The sequence below is a fragment of the Pseudomonas sp. GD03944 genome, from assembly GCF_029839275.1.
Lineage (GTDB): Bacteria > Pseudomonadota > Gammaproteobacteria > Pseudomonadales > Pseudomonadaceae > Aquipseudomonas.
Genome location: NZ_JAOCAH010000001.1, coordinates 320,427 through 341,606, shown reverse-complemented (window position 1 = coordinate 341,606; position 21,180 = coordinate 320,427). Strand labels below are relative to the sequence as shown.

The 21,180-nt window shown below is 63.3% G+C and carries 19 protein-coding genes; 8 read left to right on the top strand and 11 right to left on the bottom strand.

Translation table 11 applies throughout. From position 1 onward, the window contains the following. Positions 1-14 precede the first annotated feature (14 nt). The 5 genes from N5C28_RS01605 to N5C28_RS01585 all read left to right on the top strand — a co-directional run bounded on the left by N5C28_RS01605 (position 15) and on the right by N5C28_RS01585 (position 8,307). Positions 15-1,982: a DUF1302 domain-containing protein gene (locus N5C28_RS01605; RefSeq protein ID WP_279819352.1), complete on the top strand. Its 1,968-nt coding sequence runs from the start codon at positions 15-17 to the stop codon at positions 1,980-1,982. Between the two features lie 64 nt (positions 1,983-2,046). After that, positions 2,047-3,417, top strand: a complete 1,371-nt coding sequence (locus N5C28_RS01600) for a DUF1329 domain-containing protein (protein WP_279819349.1) — start codon at positions 2,047-2,049, stop codon at positions 3,415-3,417. A 380-nt stretch (positions 3,418-3,797) separates the two neighbouring features. Beyond that, positions 3,798-4,886: a YCF48-related protein gene (locus tag N5C28_RS01595; protein WP_279819348.1), complete on the top strand. Its 1,089-nt coding sequence runs from the start codon at positions 3,798-3,800 to the stop codon at positions 4,884-4,886. Positions 4,887-4,907: 21 nt separating this feature from the next. After that, positions 4,908-7,286, top strand: coding sequence for an RND family transporter (locus tag N5C28_RS01590; RefSeq protein ID WP_279819345.1), 2,379 nt, complete (start codon positions 4,908-4,910; stop codon positions 7,284-7,286). Positions 7,287-7,716: 430 nt separating this feature from the next. Beyond that, a complete protein-coding gene (locus tag N5C28_RS01585) occupies positions 7,717-8,307 on the top strand; it encodes a LysE family translocator (RefSeq protein ID WP_279819342.1) in 591 nt (196 codons plus the stop codon). Here N5C28_RS01585 and N5C28_RS01580 read toward each other — a convergent pair. Beyond that, positions 8,304-9,140, bottom strand: a complete 837-nt coding sequence (locus N5C28_RS01580) for an AraC family transcriptional regulator (RefSeq protein WP_279819339.1) — start codon at positions 9,138-9,140, stop codon at positions 8,304-8,306. The two genes, N5C28_RS01585 and N5C28_RS01580, sit on opposite strands and share 4 nt — an antisense overlap. A 347-nt stretch (positions 9,141-9,487) precedes the next feature. On the opposite strand from N5C28_RS01580, the gene N5C28_RS23855 reads away from it, so the two are divergent. The 3 genes from N5C28_RS23855 (at position 9,488) to N5C28_RS01565 (ending at position 10,583) form a co-directional block, all read left to right on the top strand. Further along, positions 9,488-9,757 (top strand): HlyD family efflux transporter periplasmic adaptor subunit, encoded by a 270-nt coding sequence (locus N5C28_RS23855; RefSeq protein WP_347881247.1) that lies wholly within the window; start codon positions 9,488-9,490, stop codon positions 9,755-9,757. Between the two features lie 188 nt (positions 9,758-9,945). Continuing rightward, a complete protein-coding gene (locus N5C28_RS01570; RefSeq protein ID WP_279819336.1) occupies positions 9,946-10,404 on the top strand; it encodes a hypothetical protein in 459 nt (152 codons plus the stop codon). Positions 10,405-10,406: 2 nt separating this feature from the next. After that, the gene (locus N5C28_RS01565; protein WP_279819335.1) at positions 10,407-10,583 is read left to right on the top strand and encodes a hypothetical protein; all 177 of its coding nucleotides are present in this window, start codon (positions 10,407-10,409) and stop codon (positions 10,581-10,583) included. A gap of 190 nt (positions 10,584-10,773) precedes the next feature. On the opposite strand, the gene N5C28_RS01560 is transcribed toward N5C28_RS01565, so the two are convergent. The 10 genes from N5C28_RS01560 to N5C28_RS01515 form a co-directional block, all read right to left on the bottom strand. Continuing rightward, a complete protein-coding gene (locus N5C28_RS01560; protein ID WP_279819333.1) occupies positions 10,774-11,241 on the bottom strand; it encodes a hypothetical protein in 468 nt (155 codons plus the stop codon). A 197-nt stretch (positions 11,242-11,438) separates the two neighbouring features. Next, complete coding sequence (locus N5C28_RS01555; protein WP_279819330.1) at positions 11,439-13,079, bottom strand: BatD family protein; 1,641 nt, start codon at positions 13,077-13,079, stop codon at positions 11,439-11,441. Next, entirely contained in the window at positions 13,076-14,818 is a 1,743-nt protein-coding gene (locus N5C28_RS01550) for a VWA domain-containing protein (protein WP_279819327.1), read from the bottom strand. Before N5C28_RS01550 ends, N5C28_RS01555 begins: the two co-directional genes overlap by 4 nt. Then, on the bottom strand, positions 14,815-15,846 hold the full coding sequence (locus N5C28_RS01545; RefSeq protein ID WP_279819324.1) for a VWA domain-containing protein: 1,032 nt from the start codon (positions 15,844-15,846) through the stop codon (positions 14,815-14,817). Before N5C28_RS01545 ends, N5C28_RS01550 begins: the two co-directional genes overlap by 4 nt. Continuing rightward, positions 15,839-16,330: a DUF4381 domain-containing protein gene (locus N5C28_RS01540; RefSeq protein ID WP_279819321.1), complete on the bottom strand. Its 492-nt coding sequence runs from the start codon at positions 16,328-16,330 to the stop codon at positions 15,839-15,841. Before N5C28_RS01540 ends, N5C28_RS01545 begins: the two co-directional genes overlap by 8 nt. After that, positions 16,327-17,268: a DUF58 domain-containing protein gene (locus N5C28_RS01535; RefSeq protein WP_279819318.1), complete on the bottom strand. Its 942-nt coding sequence runs from the start codon at positions 17,266-17,268 to the stop codon at positions 16,327-16,329. Before N5C28_RS01535 ends, N5C28_RS01540 begins: the two co-directional genes overlap by 4 nt. 5 nt (positions 17,269-17,273) lie before the next feature. Further along, a complete protein-coding gene (locus N5C28_RS01530) occupies positions 17,274-18,233 on the bottom strand; it encodes a MoxR family ATPase (RefSeq protein WP_279819315.1) in 960 nt (319 codons plus the stop codon). Positions 18,234-18,402: 169 nt separating this feature from the next. Continuing rightward, entirely contained in the window at positions 18,403-19,323 is a 921-nt protein-coding gene (locus N5C28_RS01525) for a biotin-dependent carboxyltransferase family protein (RefSeq protein ID WP_279819312.1), read from the bottom strand. Continuing rightward, positions 19,320-20,036 (bottom strand): allophanate hydrolase subunit 1, encoded by a 717-nt coding sequence (locus N5C28_RS01520; protein WP_279819310.1) that lies wholly within the window; start codon positions 20,034-20,036, stop codon positions 19,320-19,322. The genes N5C28_RS01525 and N5C28_RS01520 overlap by 4 nt, the downstream gene beginning before the upstream one ends. Beyond that, the gene (locus N5C28_RS01515) at positions 20,033-20,785 is read right to left on the bottom strand and encodes a LamB/YcsF family protein (protein WP_279819308.1); all 753 of its coding nucleotides are present in this window, start codon (positions 20,783-20,785) and stop codon (positions 20,033-20,035) included. The genes N5C28_RS01520 and N5C28_RS01515 overlap by 4 nt, the downstream gene beginning before the upstream one ends. Positions 20,786-21,180: the final 395 nt, after the last annotated feature.

The window sequence follows — 21,180 nt, the reverse complement described above, 5'->3', positions numbered from 1 at the left end:
GGAGTGAAATCTCGATGGAAATTAAGTCCCGTAAGCCCGTACTACGTTTTGCGCCTGCCAAGGCGGGTTTTGCCTTCGCCGGCGTTCTGCCACTGCTGGTCGCGGTTCACGCCCAGGCGGTGGAGTTCAGCTTCGCCGACAATGAAATCAGCGGCTCCATCGACACCACGGTCTCCTACGGCCAGCTGTGGCGTGTCCAGGGCCAGGACAAGACCAACAACGACATCAACACCAACGATGGCAACCGCAACTTCGACACCGGCCTGGTTTCCGAAGTGTTCAAGATCACCTCCGACCTGGAAGTGAGCTACCAGAACTACGGCGCCTTCATTCGTGGTACTGCGTTCTATGACACTCAGATCATGGACAAGCGCAACGATTACTACGACGCCAACAGCCCGGTCCAGCCGAGCCAGAATTATCCGCGGGACAACAGCTTCACCCGTGAAACCCGCCACAAGGCCGGTCGTGATGCACAGATCCTCGACGCCTATCTGTATGGCAACTGGGACATCGCCAACATGCCGGTTACTGGCCGTATCGGTAAGCAGGTATTCAACTGGGGTGAGGGCCTGTTCTACCGAGGTGGTATCAACACCACCAACCCGGTGGACGCCGCCAAGTTCCGCCTGCCTGGTTCGGAGCTGAAGGAAGTGCTGGTGCCGGTCGAGGCCCTGAGCTTCAACATCGGCCTCACCGATAACCTGTCGATGGAAACCTTCTACCAGTTCAACTGGAAAGAAAGCGCCATCGACCCGGTTGGCACCTATTTCTCTGAAACCGACCTCTTTGCCGATGGTGGCAGCACCGCCTATAACGAAAGCGGGGCACTGGCCGGTCTGCTCACGCCCAATCCAGGTTTTGGTAACAACTCGCTGTATGGGCTGCTGTCCAGCAACCCGGCGACTGGTTTGCGTGGCAGCGAGTTTGCTAACAGTAATGCATTCAAGGTTGCGTCCATCGGACCGGATATCAACGCAAAAAACGACGGCCAGTTCGGCGTCAACTTCAAATACATTGCTGAAGAGCTGAACTCCACTGAGTTCGGGGCGTACTTCATCAACTATCACTCCAAAGAACCCTACATCTATGCCGATGTGAACAGCGCTTACAATGGCATTTCGCTTGCTCAGTACGGCGGGTTGCTGGGTAACGCTGCTGTGGCAGCAGCTGCAGCTGCAAGTGGTATCAGTGCCCAGCAGGTCGTAGGTGGATTGCTGGCGGTAGACCTGGGGAATCAGGTTCAAGCCCGTCGCGAATACGTTGAAGACATCCGGGTGTACGGCTTCAGCTTCAACACCACGATCAATGAGACATCGGTGTTCGGGGAAATTGCCTATCGTCCGAATATGCCGATCGGCATGGCGGCAACCAACGATGCGTTGCAGCAGTTGCTCGGTCAGGCCACTCAGTTTTCCCTGGGGCAGGGCATCAATATCGCGGGTCAGGACGTAAGGCTGGGCGGTGAGCTGCACAACTACGAGCGCGTCGAGGCGTTCAATACCTCGTTGGGTGCTATCCAGAACTTCGGCCCGGCGCTTGGCTTCGATTCGCTGTTCGGGGTTGCTGAACTGGCTTCCGAGCACCTGCGTGGCAGCGATCTGCAGTACATCGATTACCAAGGCAACAATCGCTACTACGCTGGCCGAGGCAACGGTGCTTATGCGAGCGACTATGGTCGCGACGACCAGATCAACAAGAACTCGTACGGTTACACCCTGGTCATGTCCGGTACCTGGAACGACGTCTACGCCGGTGTGAACCTGTCGCCGTTCGCCGTGTTCAAGCATGACTTCGAAGGCAACTCGCACCAGACCGGCAACTTCATCGAAGGTCGCAAGGCCTACACCGTCGGTCTGCGTGCCAGCTACCTGAACAGCCTGGAAGCCGAGCTGCAGTACACCGAGTTCTACGGTGCCGGCCAGAACAACTCCAGTCGTGACCGCGACAACATCGGTGTCAACGTCAAGTACTCGTTCTAAGACCCCTATAAAGATGCCGAGCGCCCACGGGCGCTCGGTCGATGACTTATCACGGAGAATCAAGATGCTGAAAAAGCACACGCTGATGGGCGCCGCGATTGCACTGGCGCTGTCTGCCGGTAGCGTAATGGCCGCGGTTTCGTCGCAAGAAGCGGCCAAGCTGGGCACCAGCCTGACGCCGTTCGGTGCCGAGAAGGCGGGCAACGCCGCTGGCACCATCCCCGAGTGGACCGGCGGCATCACCAAGGCGCCGGCCGGCTACACCTCCCCGGGCCAGCACCACGTCGATCCGTTCCCGGAAGACAAGCCGCTGTTCACCATTACCGCGGCCAACCTGAGCCAGTACGAGGCCAACCTGACCCCGGGTCAGATCGCCATGTTCAAGGCTTACCCGGACACCTACCAGATGCCGGTTTACCAGACCCGTCGTTCCGGCTCCGCGCCGCAGTGGGTCTATGACAACACCATCAAGAACGCCACCAGCGCCAAGCTCCTCGATGGCGGCAACGGCTTCTCCGACGCCTACGGCGGCATCCCGTTCCCGATCCCGCAGAACGGTGTCGAGGCGCTGTGGAACCACGTTGCGCGTTACCGCGGTACCTACATCGTGCGCCGTGCGTCCGAAGTGGCCGTGCAGCGTAATGGCAGCTACTCCCTGGTGACCTCGCAGCAGGAAGCCATGTTCAAGTTCTACAACCCGGCCGGGTCGTACGCGGACCTGAACAACATCATGTTCTACTACCTGTCCTTCACCAAGAGCCCGGCCCGCCTGGCAGGTGGTGCGGTACTGGTACACGAGACCCTGGACCAGGTGAAGGAGCCGCGCCAGGCGTGGGGCTACAATGCCGGCCAGCGTCGCGTGCGTCGCGCGCCGAACCTGGCCTACGACACCCCGATCGCCGCGGCTGACGGCCTGCGTACCGCAGACGACACCGACATGTTCAACGGTGCACCGGATCGTTATGACTGGAAACTGGTTGGCAAGAAGGAAATCTACATTCCTTACAACAACTATAAGGTCACCAGCCCTGACGTGAAGTACAAGGACCTGCTGCAGGTCGGCCACCTGAACCCGGCGGTCACCCGCAACGAACTGCACCGCGTGTGGGTCGTCGAGGGCACGCTGAAGTCCGGCGCCCGTCACATCTACTCCAAGCGCACCCTGTTCCTCGACGAGGACAGCTGGCAAGCCGCGGTGGTGGATCAGTACGACGGTCGTGGCGAGCTGTGGCGCGTCTCGATCGCCTACCTGAAAAACTACTACGACCTGCCGACCACCTGGTCCGCGCTGGACACCTTCCACGACCTGCAGGCTCGCCGTTACCACGTGCAGAACCTGGACAACGAAGAGCCGACCACCATCGACTTCAGCCAGGCGATTCCGGACGACGGCTACTTCAAGCCGGCTGCCCTGCGTCGTCGCGGTACCCGTTGATCGTGATGCCGTTCTAGGAGCTGGCGGCGGTTGCCGCGAAACATCCACAGTTCCAACCAAAAGGCCGCTACAGTGTGTAGCGGCCTTTTCGTATCAGTCCGTCGAATAGAGCGTCAATCACGCGGGTTTGGCTTAACAAAACATAACGTCCCCGCGATTGTCAGGCGTTTCGAAAGCTCAGTAGCATAGGGGGCAGCCAGTAGGCCGTTGAAAAACGTAGACGAGGCAGGCAAGACAAGGCAAAAACGGCCGAAAAAGCGCAGTTTACGCGGTGTAAATGAGCATTTTGAGGCCGTTTTAAACGCAGTATTGCCAACGCAGGTAGTTTTTCAATGGCCTGCTAAAAGCAGTACCACCTATAACAATAAGGGGGAAGGTATATGAGTGAGCCCGTCATGCGGCGCACCCAGGCCGGTTGTATCGCGCGTTCCACCCGCGCACCGGCGTTCCGCGTCCACTCGCCGCTGGCTAAAGCGCTCTCGCTGTGCAGTGTGCTATCCATGCTGACACTCGCAGCCTTGCCGCTGCAGGCGCAAACCACCGAACCAGCCTCCGCCGGTTACTCCGTCGAATCAGCCAAAGCCAAGACCAGCCTGCTGCTGGATGTCGCCAATGCCGGCAAGCGTCTGGTGGCAGTGGGCGACCGTGGCCACATCCTTTATTCCGACGACAACGGCAGCACCTGGACCCAGGCCAAGGTGCCTACCCGGCAGATGCTGACCTCCGTCTTCTTCGTCGATGACCAGCATGGCTGGGCCGTCGGCCATGACGCCCAGATCCTCGCCAGCAAGGATGGCGGCCTGACCTGGGACAAACAGTTCGAAGACCTCGAGCGCGAAGCACCGTTGCTCGACATCTGGTTCAAGGACCTGCAGACCGGTTACGCCGTGGGCGCCTATGGCGCGCTGCTGGAAACCACCGACGGTGGCGAGAACTGGGAAGACGTCAGCGACCGCATGGACAACGAAGACGGCTACCACCTGAACGCCATCACCGCGGTCAAGGATTCCGGCCTGTTCGCCGTGGGCGAGCTGGGCGGCATGTTCCGTTCCCCGGACTGGGGCCAGACCTGGGAAACCCTCGAAGGCCCGTACGAAGGCTCGCTGTTCGGTGCCATGGGCACCAACGAAGCCGGCGGGCTGCTGGTCTACGGGCTGCGTGGCCACCTGTTCCGCTCGAACGATTTCGGCTCCACCTGGGAGCAGATCGAGCTCAACACCCAGAACAACGGACCGCTGGAATTCGGCCTGGCCAACAGCGCCTTGCTGAACGATGGCATCGTGGTCGTCGGGCATGGCGGCAGCGTGCTGCGCAGCAGCGATGATGGCCGCAGCTTCAGCGTCTTCAACCGGCCGGATCGCCTGTCGCTGGCAAGCGTGGCAGCGGATGACAGCGGGCGCCTGATTCTGGTCGGCGTCGGCGGTGTCCACGTCTCTTCGCCTACGGGCGCCAAGCCGAGCGAACAATAATAAGTTGTGGGGTAGTGTTTGATGAGTAGCCATCACCAGGACAAGGCGAGCTTCCTCGAGCGCCTGATTTTCAACAACCGCCCGGCAGTCATTCTGGTCTGCCTGCTGGTCAGTATCTTCCTGTTCTACCAAGCCACCCAGGTTCGTCCTTCGACCAGTTTCGAAAAGATGATCCCGCTGAGCCATCCCTTCATCCAGAAGATGATGGAACACCGTAACGACCTCGCCAACCTGGGCAACACCGTGCGCATCTCGGTGGAAGCCAAAGAAGGCGACATCTTCACCAAGGAATACATGGAAACCCTGCGTCAGGTGCATGACGAGGTGTTCTATATCAATGGTGTCGACCGTTCCGGCCTGAAGTCGCTGTGGAGCCCGAGCGTCCGCTGGACCGAAGTGACCGAAGAGGGCTTCGCTGGTGGCGAGGTGATTCCGCAGACCTACGACGGCAGCGCCCAGAGCCTGGAAGAGCTGCGCAGCAACGTGCTCAAGTCCGGCCAGGTCGGTCGCCTGGTGGCCAACAACTTCAAGTCGAGCATCGTCGACGTGCCGCTGCTGGAGTCCTACCCGGACCCGAACAACCAGGGCCAGTTGATCAAGCTCGACTACCAGGTGTTCTCGCATCAGCTCGAAGAGAAGATCCGCGAGAAGTACCAGGACCAGAACCCCAACGTGCAAGTGCACATCGTCGGCTTCGCCAAGAAGGTCGGCGACCTGATCGACGGCCTGGTGATGGTGGTCGGCTTCTTCGCCATCGCGCTGTTGATCACCTTCGCGCTGCTCTACTGGTTCAGCTGGTGTATCCGCAGCACCATCGGCGTGCTGGTCACCACCCTGGTGGCGGTGGGCTGGCAGCTGGGCCTGATGAATCTGGTGGGCTTCGGTCTCGACCCGTATTCGATGCTGGTGCCGTTCCTGATCTTCGCCATCGGTATTTCCCACGGCGTGCAGAAGATCAACGGGATCGCCCTGCAATCCGGTGATTCGGACAACGCCCTGACCGCCGCCCGGCGCGCCTTCCGCCAACTCTTCCTGCCCGGCATGATCGCCATCCTGGCGGACGCCGTGGGCTTCATCACTCTGTTGATCATCGACATCGGCGTGATCCACGAGCTGGCCATCGGTGCCTCCATCGGTGTGGCGGTGATCGTGTTCACCAACCTGATCCTGCTGCCGGTGGCGATCTCCTACCTGGGCATCAGCAAGAAGGCCGTCGCGCGCAGCAAGCAGGATGCCGTGGCCGAGAAGCCACTCTGGCGTCTGCTGTCCAACGTGGCCCATCCGAATGTCGCACCGTTCATGGTGGTGCTGGCGCTGGTGGGGGGCGTGGGCTGCTTCTTCTACCAGAAGGCCAACCTGCAGGTCGGCGACCTCGACCAGGGGGCGCCGGAGCTGCGTCCGGACTCGCGCTACAACCTGGACAACGACTTCATCATCAAGAACTACTCGACCAGTTCCGATGTGCTGGTGGTGCTGGTCAAGACCGCCCCGGAAGGGTGCTCGACCTACCCGGCGCTGTCGGCCATGGACGAGTTGATGTGGAAGATGGAAAACACCCCGGGCGTGCAATCGGCCGTGTCCATGGTCACCGTCTCCAAGCAGGTGATCAAAGGCATGAACGAGGGCAACCTGAAATGGGAAACCCTGTCGCGCAACCAGGACGTGCTGAACAACTCCATCGCCCGCGCGGACGGTCTGTACAACGCCGACTGCTCCCTGGCGCCGGTGCTGCTGTTCCTCGAAGACCACAAGGCGCAGACCCTCAAGCGTGCAGTGGCAGCGGTGCAGAGCTTCGCGGCCGAGCACAACACCGATGATGTGGAGTTCATGCTCGCGGCCGGTAACGCCGGTATCGAAGCGGCCACCAACGACGTGATCTCGACTGCCGAGCTGACCATTCTGGTGCTGGTGTATATCTGGGTGGCGGTGATGTGCATGATCACCTTCCGCTCGCTGCCGGCCACCATCTGCATCGTGCTGCCGCTGATCCTCACCTCGGTGCTGGGCAACGCCCTGATGGCGTTCCTGGGCATCGGCATGAAGGTCGCGACCCTGCCGGTGATCGCCCTGGGCGTCGGTATCGGCGTGGACTACGGCATCTACATCTACAGCCGCCTGGAAAGCTTCCTGCGTGCGGGCCTGCCGCTGCAAGAGGCCTACTACCAGACGCTGAAGTCCACCGGTAAGGCCGTGCTCTTCACCGGCCTGTGCCTGGCCATCGGCGTGGCGACCTGGATCTTCTCGGCGATCAAGTTCCAGGCCGACATGGGCCTGATGCTGACCTTCATGTTCCTGGTCAACATGATCGGCGCGCTGCTGCTGCTCCCGGCACTGGCACGCTTCCTGATCAAGCCCGAGAAACTGGCGGGCAAAGCGGGCGGTTCGCTGCTGGCTCACTGATCTGGCATCTGGCCCCTGAAAACCGCAGCTTCGGCTGCGGTTTTTTTATGCCTGTCGGGTGAGCTGCTCCAGGCATCTCACATTCACGGGGCACCGGACGGGACAGGTCGTAGGGTGGGTTAGTGGCGCACACCGATCTTGAATGGCCACCGCGCATCGGAGCGCCACGTAACCCACCAGCGTTGTTGTGCCCGCGACATCTGGTGGGTTACGGCGCCGCTGATCTGTGCGGTGTTGCATAACCTCGGACTGGCGCCTAACCCACCCTACGGGTGTGCCGCTCCCAGCATTGCCAATATCTGGGGCAAAGATTCGGGGCTGATGCTCGAGGTCTGTCTCCATGTTTCCGTGACAGGGGTGTTTTCTTCAATACGCCGGATTCACCGTCTTTTACCGTGGCAGCCGTTCATACCTGACGGAGCGGTAATCGATGACTCTTTTCCTATCCATGGCGGCCTTTGCCCTGGCCATGTCCATTTCCCCGGGGCCGGTCAATATCGTGGCCCTGAGCGCCGGTGCGCGCTACGGCGTGCGCGCCAGTATGCGTCACGTCAGCGGGGCGACCATCGGCTTCACGGTGTTGCTGATCGTGGTCGGCCTTGGGCTGCACGAGGTGCTGGTGCGCTGGCAGTGGTTGACCCTGGGCATCCAGTTGGGCGGCGTCGCCTTTCTGTTGTACATGGCTTACAACCTGGCGCGGGACGACGGTGGCATGCCTACCGCGGAAAGCAGCAAGGGGCCGTCGTTCTTCCACGGCGCCGCCATGCAATGGCTCAACCCCAAGGCCTGGCTGGCCACGGTGGCGGGCATGGGGGCGTTCGTCGCCAATGGTGATGTGTGGCTGCTCCTGCAGTTCGCCCTGATCTACTTCGTGATCTGCTACCTGTCGGTGGGCAGTTGGGCGGTTGCCGGCGGTTTTCTGCGCCGGCACCTGAGCGAACCGAGAAAGATGCGCCTGTTCAATCGCAGCATGGCCGCGTTGCTGGCGGCGAGTGCGTTCTACCTGCTGTGGACCGCCTAGCCCTTGTACTGACCCGGCGTGGCTGCCAGCAGTTGTTTGAAGGCGCGCTGGAAGTGCGCCTGGTCGGCGAAGCCTGAAGCCAGGGCGACCTCGGCCAGCGACTCGCCGCGCTTGAGCAGCAGGCGGGCCAGTTGCACCCGCTGGTTGAGCAGGAAGGCATGCGGCGTCATGCCGTAGAGCTTCTTGAAGGCGCGGGTCAGGTAGGAGGGCGACAGCTCGGCCGCGGCGCAGATGTCGTCGATCTTCAGGGCCTGGGCGCAGTGCGCCTGCATGAAGGCCGCCGCCCGCTGCAGCTTGTCGTGGGCCTCCGACTGCGAAAGCGGGGCGGTCTCCAGCGTTCGCAACACCCGGGTGAAAAACGCGGTGGCGGCGTCCTGCTTGTCCTCGACGCAGAGTGTGTCATCGGTGAGTACGCCATACAGCTGCACCACGCCGTCATACAGCGCCCGGTCGGGGCTCATGATGGCGCTCAGCGGCTGGAACCCAGGCCCCTCACTCAGACCCAGTGCGTGCTGCAAGCCGCCCAGCCAGGCCGCGTCGACGTACAACATCACGTAGGACCAGGGCAGCCCGTCGATCGGGTTGCAGGCATGCACATCCCCCGGGTTCATCAACACCACCGTGCCTTCGCATACGCGCAGGTGAACCTCGCGGTTGATGTAGGTGCTCTCGCCCCGGGTGATCACCCCGATGGAAAAGGTCTCGTGCGAATGCCGCGCGTAACACAGCTCCCGCCCATCCTCGACCTGCCGCGCCTCGATGAAGGGCAGGGCGTCGTCACGCCAGAAGCGGGCGGCGGGGGAGGGCTTGCGAGGGCTGCTAAGGCGGGACATATCGGTATCCGTTCAAGGTAGGCATGATGCCTTTTGCTCAATGCTTATCGTGGTGTAATTTTTTCTTTGTGCCCAGCTTGCGGAGCCAAAAATTGCAGATAGTATCCATGCGGTGTGTGGCGCACCGCTGAGATTCAGTCTGTACGCACCGTTATATCTGCCTTGAACCAGACCCTGCCGATCACCCGTGAACTGGCGGCTGACTACAAGCGTCTGCTCGACAAGCAGTTCATTGCCAAAGACGCCTACCTGGAAAGAGAGCAGGCTCGACTCGATCAAGAGCGTGAGCTGCGCGCATCAGCGCGCTCAATGCAGCCAGGAAGGCGGCCGAGAGCCAGCAGGACAGCGTGCTTGAACAGACCCGGCGCGCCATGCTTGATCTTCAGCACGAGTCGGAACAGCGCGTCGCTGCGTTGACCCAGGAACTGAGAAAGGCCGAGCAGCGCAACCGCCTGATGCACCTGACTGCCCCGTTGGATGGCACCGTCCAACAGCTGGCGATTCATACCAATGGTGGCGTGGTCACCGAGGCCCAACCGCTGATGGTCATCGTGCCCACGGATCAGCCTGTGGAAGTCGAAGCCATGTTGGAGAACAAGGACATTGGCTTTTTGTGAGCCAATAATGTGCCCGTGTTTATGTACTTAAATCGATACCTGAAAGTGCTGGTAGTGCGCGCTTTTTGAGCGTTTTGCTATGAGTTGTTGCCTGTTAAGATCGAATGATTATGCATGGCTTTAGAGCAAGTGCAGTTGGTGTTTTAGTGGTGATCGAAAAAAAATTCTATGATTTCAGGAGGGAGGCTATGAATTTCGTTAATGAATATATTTCTAAAGACGACATGGATAAATTTCAGATAAAGGATATTGATCGAAGGGTGCGCAGGTATCAGCGTACCAATGCAGATACATGGACAGTTGATCGTGAGAGCGGAACTTACCTGCGCTGTGTGGCTAGAGGAGGTGAAGATCAATTAGGTGAAAGTGCATGGACATTCTATTGGCAGGGCGAGTTACTTTGGATTGAGCTAAAGATATTGGATATTAGTAGTAATGGCAGAAACGCTCCTGCTTGGTCGCATAAAAAGGTGATGAAGCTCTGTGTTATGGGCGAGAATAGCGACCATCTTTCTGAGCGGCTTTCAATTCAGAAAAATCGAATACTCGAAGATTTGGAGGCGGCGCTCCTTGCCTACAAGGATGGTGGGGTCTATGCGTCGGCAACCACCTATACCTTTAAGCTTGAAGTTGCAGAAGGAGTGTAAGTATGAGTCACTTTGACTGCAGGGCTGCAAAAGAACTCCTTCTTAATAATCCAGAACGCTATGCGACGCGTGAAGCGCTGAGGAATTTAGCTGCACAGGTCAGTACTTTTACTGAGGGTGAAGTTACAGTATTGTATAGCGGTTGGGTTAATGATGTTCATTCTGGTTTTGGTACGTAGTCTACCGCCAGTTTGATTTTTGGGTTTTCTCGGCGTTGCTTCTGCTGAGCAAGCCACCATTTTCTGTCCGGAAAAACGAACTGTTGCTGGCTGTCAGAAGTACAGATTAAAGGTCAGTTCTTACCCATGCTTTTACATGTAATATTTGTATTTAATTCGGCATAGAGGACCATCTGTAAGGCTTCTTCAGTCAAGGTCCCAGTACACCCTTTTCGACTTCAAGCGTCAGTGTGTAAGTAGTGGTCGATGAATAAACGCCGCCATCTTTGTATGCAAGAAGTGCCTCTTCCAGATATTTCAATATTTTATATTTATGAACGGCGAGGCGCTCAGGAAGATGATCGCTGCCGCCCCCCATCAAACAGAGTTTCTTCACTATTTGTCGCGACCAGCCAGGGGCATTTCGCCCATTACTGCTGGTATCCAATATCTTCAGTTCTATCCAAAGCATTTCGCCCTGCCAATAGAAGGTCCATGCGCTTTCACCTATATTTTCTTCGCCTCCCCATGCGACGCAGCGTAGATAAGTTTCAGATTCTCGGTCGATCGTCCATGAGTCTGAATTGGTACTCAGATAACGGCGCACTCTCTGATCAATTTCCTTTATCTGATATTTTTCCATGTCGGACTTAGGAATATATTCATTAATGAAGTTCATGGTTCTTCCAAGTCTTAAGGTCGTGTCGGGATTCGTCTTATTAGTTGTCAGCTGAAGGGCAGTTGCTTTAGGGTGGATTTTAAAGCGCGTAGCCTAGTACAGGGTTTATTTTCTAGAGCCTGTAGCCGTTGAGAGCCCATAAAGGTGACAGTGTTAAACAGAATAAAAAGCCAGCATAACGCTGGCTTTTTTCTTTCTCAACGCGGATACAACGGCGGCAGCGGGCTGGTTTCCTGGGCGCTTTCCTGGGTGGCTTCGGCGGTGGGCAGGGTGCGGATGGCGCGCCAGAGGTCTTCGCCTTGCCATTGCTGGCCGGTTTCGCTGTAGAGGGCGCCGTTGAGGCCGTCGAGGGCGTCGGACAGGGGAATGAAGCGCGCGGCCATGTCGGCGAGGGTTTCCGGTTGCTGGCGGGCCCAGGCGTCGAGCGCGTGGCGGGTGGCCTGGGAGTCGTTGGCCAGGCAGGCGCGTTTCAGGTCGTCGAGCAGGGTGCGTGGGCTGGGGCCGGTCTGGGCGGCGCGCATGATCGCCGGCTGGCGCCTGGCATGCCACCACAGGCCGAAGCCGAGCAGGGTGGTCAGGGCCAGGACGGCGCTGCTCAGTTGCCATGGCCAGAGTTCCGGCCCCTGGATGACGGCCTGGGGCGCGATGTCGGCAGGTAGCGGTTCGCTCTCCAGGCCCGGGTTGGCCACCACCTGGAGGGTGCGCGCAGGCAGGCTGGTGCGCTCCAGGCGGTCTTCATGGGTGTTCCACCACACCACGTCGACGGCGGGCAGTTCGATGGCGCCGTCGCGGGTCGGCACCAGGGCTTCGCGTTCTTCGCGGCTGCCGATCAGGCCCCGTTCGCTGGTGTTGTTGGACAGCTGCGGCTGGTCGGGGTAGCGGCGCAGGCCGTCGACGCTGGTGGCGGGCAGTGGCGACAGCTGGGCGCTGGAGAGGCCATCGACCTTGAGCATCAGGCTGCGGGTCAGGGAGTCGCCGACCTTGGCCTGGTCCGGCTCCGGGCTCCAGGCTTCGGCCAGGCTCAGGGCGCGGGCCGGCAGCCAGGGCGCGTCCTTGGGGTAGCTCTCCGGCTTGGCTTTGACGTGCAGGGGGATTTCCGGCGAGCGCACGCGCGTGACCTTGCCCGGGCGCGGGCCGAACGGCATGTAGTCGTTGCTGCGCGCCCGGTCGACGGTGGTGGCGCTGAACATCTGCGACGGAATGGTCAGGTCGCCACTCTGCTGCGGGAACACCGCGTAGCGCAGCTCGATGACCCCGTGGCGGATGCCGTTGATGTCTTTCTCGTAGGTGCGCGGTTCGCCCAGGGATTCGACGCGCGCCTCGGGCATTTCCAGCGGGGTCAGGCTGCTGTCGTCGTACAGCGAAACCGAGTGGTAGATGCGCAGGGTCAGCACGGCCTGGGCCTGCACGTAGACGCTTTCCTGGTCCAGGCTGGCGTCGATGAACACGGGGGCGAGCTGGTCGCTGGCGCTGTCCTTGCTGGGCTCCATCACGTGCAGGGTGATGGGGCGGCTCTGGACATCACCAAGGCTCAGGGGTGGTACCACCACGTAGCCACTGTGTTTCGGCTGCAGGGTGACGATCCAGCGGGTGGTGGCGCGGGCGGCACCACCGAGGCTGGTCAGGCGGTTGACCTGGCGGGTGCCGAGGACGTCGAACAGCTCTTTCAGGGGCGTGAGGTCCGGCTTGCCGAAGGCGGTGACGTCATCGGATTCGAGGGTCAGCTCGACGGTTTCCCCGGCCGTCAGGCGCGCCCGGTCAACGCTCGCGGAAAAGCCCTCGGCACTGGCATTGACGGCCAGCAGCGCGAGCAGAAAGGTGCAGAGCAGGCGGATCATCGGGTCGGTTCCTGACGCTGTTGCTGTTCATACCAGAATTTGCGGCGCAGCAATTCACCCGGGTCATCGGGGATCTGCCGCAGCCATTGTTCCAGCGCCTGGCGTCGTTCGCCATCGAGGCCGTCGTCGCCCTGGGCGATCTGTTCTTCGCCGCTGGGCGGCTCGCCAGGTTCGCCCGGCTCCTGGGGCGGGGCATCGTCGCCCGGCTGAGGGGGCGGGTTGTCGCCGTTGCCGGGGCTGGACGGCGCGTCCGCGGGCGAATCGTTCTGTTCGTCCTGCTGGCCGGGGCTGCCTTGCTGCGGATCGTCGGCCGGCTGCTGCTCCTGATCGCTCTGCGACTGCTGGCCGTCCTGCTGTTGCTGGCGCTGGCGCAGCAGGTCTTCGACCAGGGCCTTGTTGGTCTGGGCGGCGGCCAGGTCCGGCTGCTTTTCCAGGGCCTGAGTGTAGGCATCCACGGCCGCTTCCAGCTCGTTGCTGCGGGCCAGGGCGTTGCCCCGGTTGTAGTGCCCGGTGGCGCTGTCGTCGAGGGCGAAGCGCTCGGCGGCCGCGGCGTAGTCGCCGGCCTGGTACAGGGCAATGCCTTGCCACTGCGGGTCGTCGAAGCGCTGGGCGGCGTCGGCGGGACGTTGTGCCTCCAGCAGGCGCTGGCCCTGCTGGTCGGGACGCAGCCACAAGTCATTGCGCTCGAAGGCGTAGCTAGTCTGCGGCAGGCTGAGCATCAGCAACGGCAGGCAGAACAGCCAGCCGCGGCGGCCGGCGCACGCCGCCAGGAGCAGCAGCGGGATCAGCAGCCAGTGGCCCTGATCGGCCCAGGCCTGCAGGCGCGTCGGTTCGCCTTCGCTGCGCAGGTGCTGCGGCCCGTCGAGCAGGCCCAGGCTGCGCAGGTCACGGTCGTCGAGGCTGGCCGGGCGGTAGCGCCCGCCGAGGGCCTGGGCGAAGCGCGACAGGCCGGCGCTGTCCAGGCGCGGGATGAGGATCGCGCCCTGGGCGTCCTTGAGGAAGCCGCCGTCCTCCTGGAGGATCGGCGAGCCCTGGGTGGTGCCGATGCCGAGGATGTTCAGGCGGCTGCCGCGGTTGCCCAGGGCTTTGCTGATGGCGGCTTTCTCCGGCTCGTCCAGGGTGCTGCCGATCAGCAGGATGCGGCCCTGGCCCTGGGCGCCCTGTTTCAGCAGGTCCAGCGCGCGCTCGACGGCCAGGTCGGCGCGGTGGCCGGGCTCCGGCATGATCGACGGATTGACCGATTCCAGCAGGTTGCGGCTGGTCGCCAGGTCGTCCGAGAGCGGCACCAGGGTGTGGGCGCTGCCGGCGAACACGACGATGGCGGTCTGCGCATCACGGCGCGCCTCCAGCAGGTCGAGCAGTTTGCGCTTGGCCTGGGCCAGGCGGTTGGGCGAGGCGTCGCTGGCGAGCATCGACGGCGTGAGTTCGAGGATCACCACCAGCGGGTCGGCCGGTTTCAGGTTGCTCTGTTCGACCCGCTGCCAGCTCGGGCCGAGCAGTGCCAGCAGCCCCAGCAGCCAGGCCAGGCCCAGGGCGATCCACGGCAGGCGGCTGTTGTGGCCGCGTCCGCCGCTGAGCAGCGTGCTGTGGAAGGCGGCGGGTAGCAGCAATTGCCAGCGGCCGGTGCGTTTTTCACGGTGCCAGAGCAGCCACAGCAGCCAGCCGAGCAGGGGCACCAGCAGCAACCAGTAGGGGCGCAGCCAGTACGGCCAGAAACCGAGCAGTGACTCGTCGATCATGGCTGCCTCCGCCAGGGGGGAGTGGGCAGTTGACGCAGTTGTTGTTGCAGCTGCGGCCAGAGCTCGCGCAGCACCAGCAGCACGCTCAGCAGCAGGGCGGCGCCCAGCGGCCAGGGATACAAGGCCAGGGCCGGGCGAGCCAGGGTCGGCTGCTGGGCCACCGGCTCCAGGCGGTCGAGAGTCGCCTCGATGCTCTGCAGCTCGGCACTGTCCCGGGCGCGGAAGTATTCGCCGCCCGTGGCGTCGGCAATGGCCCGCAGGGTCGGCTCGTCCAGGTCCAGCCCCGGGTTGAGGCCGAACATGCCGAGCACGCCGCCTTGCTCCGGGTCGGCACCGATGCCGATCGGATAGATTTTTACCCCTTCTTCGGCCGCCAGGCGAGCGGCGACCATCGGTTCGATCTCGCCGCCGTTGTTGGCACCGTCGGTGACCAGTACCAGCACGCGGCTGTCGGCCGGGCGCTGGCGCAGGCGTTTGACCGCCAGGCCGATGGCATCGCCAATGGCGGTGTTCTTGCCGGCGATGCCGATGGCGGCTTCGTCCAGCCAGGTGTGCACGGTCTGGCGGTCGAAGGTCAGCGGTGCCTGCAGGTAGGCCTGGCTGCCGAACAGGATCAGGCCGACACGGTCGCCCTGGCGTCCCTCGATGAATTCGCCGAGCAGGTGCTTGACCAGGGTCAGGCGGCTGACGTCCTGCTTCTCCCAGCGCATGTCGGCGTAATCCATGGAGCCCGAGACGTCCACGGCGATCAGCAGGTCGCGACCGCTGGCCGGCAGCGGCAGCGGCTCGCCCACCCATTCCGGACGGGCGCTGGCGCACACCAGTAGCAACCAGAGCAGGATGAAGCGCATCTGCTGGCGCCAGGCCGGCAGGTTGGCCCGGGCGCGGCGGCCGGTAAGGCCTTCGAGTTCGTTGAGGAAGGTGACCTTGAGCGCCGCCTCGCCGCTGTCCGCTGCCGGCAGCACCAGGCGCAACACCCAGGGCAGGGGCGCGAGCAGGAACAGCCAGGGCCAGGTGAATTCAAACATGCTTGCGAATCCAGGTGTCGACGGCCTGGTACAGCCCGTCGATGGCCTTGTCATCCAGGCTGCAGTGCGGCCGGTAGGCACCCTCGACCAGGATCATCCAGCGGGTCAGGCCCGCCGCCGGGCAGCGGTTGTCGAGAAACGCCAGCCAGGCGCGGCTGTTCAGCGTGTGGCTGTTGCTCTCCGGGTAGCGGTGCCGGCACAGGCGCTTGAGCAGCGCGTTGAGCTGTTGCAGCCAGGGGCCGGCCTCCACGCCGTCGTAGGGTTTGCGCAACTGGGCCAGTTCCGCCAGCGCGGCCTGGCGCAGCGGATCGAGGCGCTGTTCTTCCACTGTTTGTTTGCGTCGCGGCAGGCGCTTGATCAGGTGCACCAGGCCCCAGACGAGCAGCGGCAGCAACAGGGCCAGCGCCCACCAGCCCGGCGCCGGCGGCCACCAGCTGATGGGGGCGGGTGCGATCAGCGGTTCGAGTTTATCCAGCGGGTTCATGGCTGCTTCCTCGGGCGCTGGGCGCTGAGGTGTTCGCGCAGTTGTTCGACCATCTCGGTCTGGGTGTTCAACGACAGCAGGGGCACGCCGAGTTTTTGCGCCAGGCGCTGCCAGCGGGCCTGACGGGCATCGGCCTGGCTGCGGTAAGCCTGGCGCAGGTCGGCGTTGTGGGTGTCGAGCTCCAGCTGGGCGCCGCGCTCGTTGAAGCGCAGCAGGCCGGCGGCGGGCAGGGCGTGGTCCAGCGGGTCGGACAGCGGCAGCAGCAACAGGTCGGTGTGGCGGGCGAGCAGGATCAGCTGCTGCTCGCTGCTGTCGGTCAGTGTGCGCTCGTCGCAGAGCACGATCACCAGGCTGCCGGGGCGCAGCACTTCGCGGGCACGGCGCAGGGCCAGGCCGAAGCTGTCGCGGCTGGCCTGGGGGCTGGTCGGCAGGGCCTGGTTGGCCCGCGCCAGGCGGTTGAGTAGTTGCAGCAGGCTCTGCTTGCTGCGCCGTGGCTTGATTTCATGGTGTTCGTTGTCGCCGAACACCAGGCCGCCGATACGGTCATTGTGCCCCAGGGCCGCCCAGCCGATCAGGCTGGCCGCCTTGGCCGCCAGTACCGATTTGAAGCACAGCCCGGAGCCGAAGAACAGGCGCTGGCTCTGCTCGACGATGATGTAGATCGGCCGTTCGCGTTCTTCATGGAACAGCTTGGTGTGGGGTTCCTGGGTCCGTGCGGTGACGCGCCAGTCGATGGTGCGCACGTCGTCGCCGGCCTGGTAGACCCGCACCTGGTCGAAGTCGACGCCGCGCCCGCGCAGTTTGGAATGGTGCAGGCCGATCAGCGGGCTGCGCCGCGCGGGGGTGGAGAACAGCTGCACTTCGCGCACGCGGTGACGCATCTCGATCAGTTCGGCGAGATTGACCCGGACCCCGGGTTGCGTGGGCAGGACGTGCATGGGCGTCAGGCGACGGCGACCACGTCGAGGATGCGCTGGATCACCCGGTCCTGGTCGATACCGGCGGCTTCCGCCTCGAACGACAGGATGATGCGGTGACGCAGCACGTCGAACAGCACGGCCTGGATGTCTTCCGGGCTGACGAAATCACGCCCTGCCAGCCAGGCGTGGGCCCGGGCGCAGCGATCGAGGGCGATGGAGCCACGGGGGCTGGCGCCGTAGGAAATCCACTCGGCCAGTTCCGGGTCGAACTTGCCCGGGGTGCGCGAGGCCATGACCAGCTGCACCAGGTATTCCTCCACCGCATCGGCCATGTACAGGCCGAGGATTTCCTTGCGGGCGGAGAAGATCGCCTGCTGGCTGACCCGGTGCTCCGGCTTGGTTTCGCCGTTGAGGGCTTCGCCCCGGGCCTGCAGCAGGATCTTGCGTTCCACGGCGGCGTCGGGGAAGCCGATCTTCACGTGCATCAGGAAGCGGTCGAGCTGGGCTTCGGGCAGCGGGTAGGTGCCTTCCTGCTCGATGGGGTTCTGGGTGGCCATCACCAGGAACAGCGGTGACAGGTCGTAGGTGCTGCGGCCCACCGACACCTGGCGCTCGGCCATGGCTTCGAGCAGGGCGGACTGCACCTTGGCCGGCGCGCGGTTGATTTCGTCGGCCAGCACCAGGTTGTGGAAGATCGGCCCCTGCTGGAACACGAAACTGCCGGTTTCCGGGCGGTAGATCTCAGTGCCGGTGATGTCGGCCGGCAGCAGGTCGGGGGTGAACTGGATGCGGTGGAACTCGGCTTCGATGCCTTCGGCCAGCTCCTTGATCGCCTTGGTCTTGGCCAGGCCGGGGGCGCCTTCGACCAGCATGTGGCCATCGGCGAGCAGGGCGATCAGCAACCTTTCTACGAGTTTTTCCTGACCGAGGATCTGGCTTGAAAGAAACTGTCGCAGGGCGACAAGCGCTTCACGGTGTTCCATCGTTGGGCTCTTTACTGAAGGAAGGTGCTCGTCGTGCGACGGCCGGGTTCGGCGTACGTGTCGCCCCGATGGGCCGACCGCACGCGCAGAACACCGACTTTAAAGCATTTGCCGAGGTGCCGGCTATGCACGACTCGGCATCCTTGTCAGAAGCCTGAGACAAAACCTGTCAGCGGGCCTGCCATTGCCCGAGCAGGGCACGGTGGGCGTCCTGGGCCGAGGCCTGCAGCATCGGCCGCAACTGCAGGGTTTCACCGGGCAGGCACTGCGCCAGACGCGCCACGGCGAGCGGGGTGAGGGCGCCCAGGCGCGGGTAGCCGCCGATGGTCTGGCGGTCGTTGAGCAGGATGATCGGCTGGCCATCCGGCGGCACCTGCACGGCGCCCAGGGGAATGCCCTCGGAGACCATGGTGGTGCGCTGGCACTGCAGCACCGGGCCCAGCAGGCGCACGCCCATGCGGTCGGCGCGCAGGTCGATCTTCCAGGCGCTGTTGAACACGTCGAACAGGCTCTGGCCACTGAAGTCGCTGTGCTGGGCGCCCATCACCAGTTCCAGGCGCGGGGAGGCGCCGAATACAGGCACCAGGCTGGTCGGCACCTCGCGCAGTGCCTCGGCCTGGCCGGACCAGCGCAGCTGATCGCCAGCCGCGATGGGCGCGCCATTGCCCTGCAGGCCGCCGAGTTCTTCACGGGCCACGCTGGCGCAACTGCCGAGCACCTGGGGCGCCTCGAAGCCGCCGGGGGCCGCCAGATAGGCGCGGGCGCCCTGGCGTGGCTGGGCGAACTTCAGCTGCTGGCCCTGGCGCACCCGAAAGCTGCGCCAGGGGGCCAGGGGCTGGCCGTCGAGGGTTGCGCCCAGGTCGGCGCCGGCCAGGGCCAGGGTCGCGTCCTGCTGGCAGTGCAGCTCCAGGCCGCCCAGGGGGATTTCCAGCACGGCGGCGGCGAGCGGGTTGCCCAGCAGCCAGTTGGCCCAGTACAGGGACACCCAGTCCAGGGCACCACTCTGGGTCACACCCAGGTGACGGACACCGAAACGACCGCCGTCCTGCAGCTGGATGAAGGGGGTACTGCGAATGACCTCCAGGCTCATGGGGTCGCCTCCAGCGGGCTGTCGTCGCCGCCGAGGCGGATGAATTCGGCGTGGTCGATGGGTTCGAAGCGCACCCGGTCGCCGGGTTGCAGCAGGCTGTAGCCCTCGATGCTGCGGTCGAACAGTTTGCTCGGGCAGCGCCCCAGCAGGTTCCAGCCGCCCGGCGAGACCACCGGGTACACGGCCGTCTGGCGTTCGGCGATGCCCACGCTGCCAGGGGCGATGCGCTTGCGCGGGGTGCTCAGGCGCGGGGTGGCGAGGATCTCGTCGACCAGGCCCATGAAGGCGAAGCCGGGCGCGAAGCCCAGGGCGAACACCTGGTATTCGTGGCTGCTGTGCCGGGTGATGACCTCGCTTTCGCTGAGGCCACTGCGCTGCGCCAGCAGGCCCAGTTCCGGGCCGACGCGGCGGTCGTACCAGGTCGGCAGGCTGTGGCAACGACCGACGCCGCCGGCCACCGGCTGCAGGTCACTGAACACCTCGGCGATCAGGGCCTGGGCCTGCAGCGTGTCGAGCTGCTGCAGGTCGTAGTGCAGCAGCAGCGTGGTGTAGGACGGCACCAGGTCGATCAGCGCCGCGCCGAAGCGGCTGCGCAGGCCCTGGCTGGCGGCCAGGATCCAGGGCATGTTGGCTTCGTCGATCTGCTCGAAAAGACGCAGGATCAGGCTGTCGATACCGGCGACTTCGAGGCGGGGAACCGGGCGCTGAGTCATGCCTGGCCCAGTGCGTCGAAGGCTTCGCGAATGCGCCGGACCGCCGCCACCGAGCTGGCGTTGTCGCCATGCACGCACAGGGTCTGGGCCTGCAGCGGCAGGCTGCTGCCGTCGCTGGCGACCAGGGGCTCGCCCCGGGCCAGGGTGATGGCCTGGTTGACGATGATCTCGCTGTCATGGTGCACGGCGCCCGGCTGGCTGCGGGCGACCAGGTAGCCGGCGGCGTCGTAGGCGCGGTCGGCGAAGGCCTCGAACCACAGGGTGAGGCCGAATTCGTCGCCGATGGCCTGGGCGGCGCTGTTGTCGCGGGTGGTCATCAGCATCAGCGGCAGGCTTTTGTCGTAGCTGGCGATGGCACGCATCACGGCACGCAGGATCTGCGGCTTGCGCATCATGTCCTGGTACAGGGCGCCGTGCGGCTTCACGTAGGTCACTTCAGTGCTATGACGGCGGCACATCGCTTCGAGGGCACCGACCTGGTAGAGCAGCAGGTCTTCGACTTCCTGGGGCGTGCAGTCCATGGAGCGGCGGCCGAAGCCCACCAGGTCAGGGTAGGCCGGGTGTGCGCCGATGCGCACACCGTGCTCCACCGCCAAGGCCACGGTCTTGCGCATGGTGCTGGGGTCGGAGGCGTGGAAGCCGCAGGCGATGTTGGCACAGTCGATAAAAGGCATGACCTCGGCATCCAGGCCCATGGTCCAGGCACCGAAGCTTTCGCCGATATCGCAATTCAGGAGCAGGCTGTTCAAGGCGATTCCTCTTGGCGGCGCGCTGCCGCCTCGTATGGCGAGCCTGATGGAGCCCAGGCGGCCGTGTTTATCGATTATGTGCCGCATTCTTGAGGGGGGAGGGGGCGAGCGTCCAACTATAAAAAATGACCGCAGGAGATAGGAAAACCCGATGGCGTCGCGCAGCCGCCCGAAGGCCGCGCATTGCCCTTCACGGCGCGCCGGGCGCTCGGTTTTTTCGATGGGCGACCCGCGGTTTTTCTCGTTGGACGGGCGCAGGCGCAGTCCGGAAAGTGACGCTGTGGTTTTTGCTCCTTCGCGCAGAAACGCTTGCGCTCACCCCCGGTCGGCCCCATCCCGGCCGGGGGTGTTTTCTGACGGGGGCATGACGAACAACGCCCTGCAGGGCAGGGCGT

Bases quoted from the DNA above. Each gene is read 5' to 3' on its own strand.
- N5C28_RS01605 (WP_279819352.1), top strand. From the start codon at position 15: ATGGAAATTAAGTCCCGTAAGCCCGTACTACGTTTTGCGCCTGCCAAG.
- N5C28_RS01600 (WP_279819349.1), top strand. From the start codon at position 2,047: ATGCTGAAAAAGCACACGCTGATGGGCGCCGCGATTGCACTGGCGCTG.
- N5C28_RS01595 (WP_279819348.1), top strand. From the start codon at position 3,798: ATGAGTGAGCCCGTCATGCGGCGCACCCAGGCCGGTTGTATCGCGCGT.
- N5C28_RS01590 (WP_279819345.1), top strand. From the start codon at position 4,908: ATGAGTAGCCATCACCAGGACAAGGCGAGCTTCCTCGAGCGCCTGATT.
- N5C28_RS01585 (WP_279819342.1), top strand. From the start codon at position 7,717: ATGACTCTTTTCCTATCCATGGCGGCCTTTGCCCTGGCCATGTCCATT.
- N5C28_RS01580 (WP_279819339.1), bottom strand. From the start codon at position 9,140: ATGTCCCGCCTTAGCAGCCCTCGCAAGCCCTCCCCCGCCGCCCGCTTC.
- N5C28_RS01570 (WP_279819336.1), top strand. From the start codon at position 9,946: ATGAATTTCGTTAATGAATATATTTCTAAAGACGACATGGATAAATTT.
- N5C28_RS01565 (WP_279819335.1), top strand. From the start codon at position 10,407: ATGAGTCACTTTGACTGCAGGGCTGCAAAAGAACTCCTTCTTAATAAT.
- N5C28_RS01560 (WP_279819333.1), bottom strand. From the start codon at position 11,241: ATGAACTTCATTAATGAATATATTCCTAAGTCCGACATGGAAAAATAT.
- N5C28_RS01555 (WP_279819330.1), bottom strand. From the start codon at position 13,079: ATGATCCGCCTGCTCTGCACCTTTCTGCTCGCGCTGCTGGCCGTCAAT.
- N5C28_RS01550 (WP_279819327.1), bottom strand. From the start codon at position 14,818: ATGATCGACGAGTCACTGCTCGGTTTCTGGCCGTACTGGCTGCGCCCC.
- N5C28_RS01545 (WP_279819324.1), bottom strand. From the start codon at position 15,846: ATGTTTGAATTCACCTGGCCCTGGCTGTTCCTGCTCGCGCCCCTGCCC.
- N5C28_RS01540 (WP_279819321.1), bottom strand. From the start codon at position 16,330: ATGAACCCGCTGGATAAACTCGAACCGCTGATCGCACCCGCCCCCATC.
- N5C28_RS01535 (WP_279819318.1), bottom strand. From the start codon at position 17,268: ATGCACGTCCTGCCCACGCAACCCGGGGTCCGGGTCAATCTCGCCGAA.
- N5C28_RS01530 (WP_279819315.1), bottom strand. From the start codon at position 18,233: ATGGAACACCGTGAAGCGCTTGTCGCCCTGCGACAGTTTCTTTCAAGC.
- N5C28_RS01525 (WP_279819312.1), bottom strand. From the start codon at position 19,323: ATGAGCCTGGAGGTCATTCGCAGTACCCCCTTCATCCAGCTGCAGGAC.
- N5C28_RS01520 (WP_279819310.1), bottom strand. From the start codon at position 20,036: ATGACTCAGCGCCCGGTTCCCCGCCTCGAAGTCGCCGGTATCGACAGC.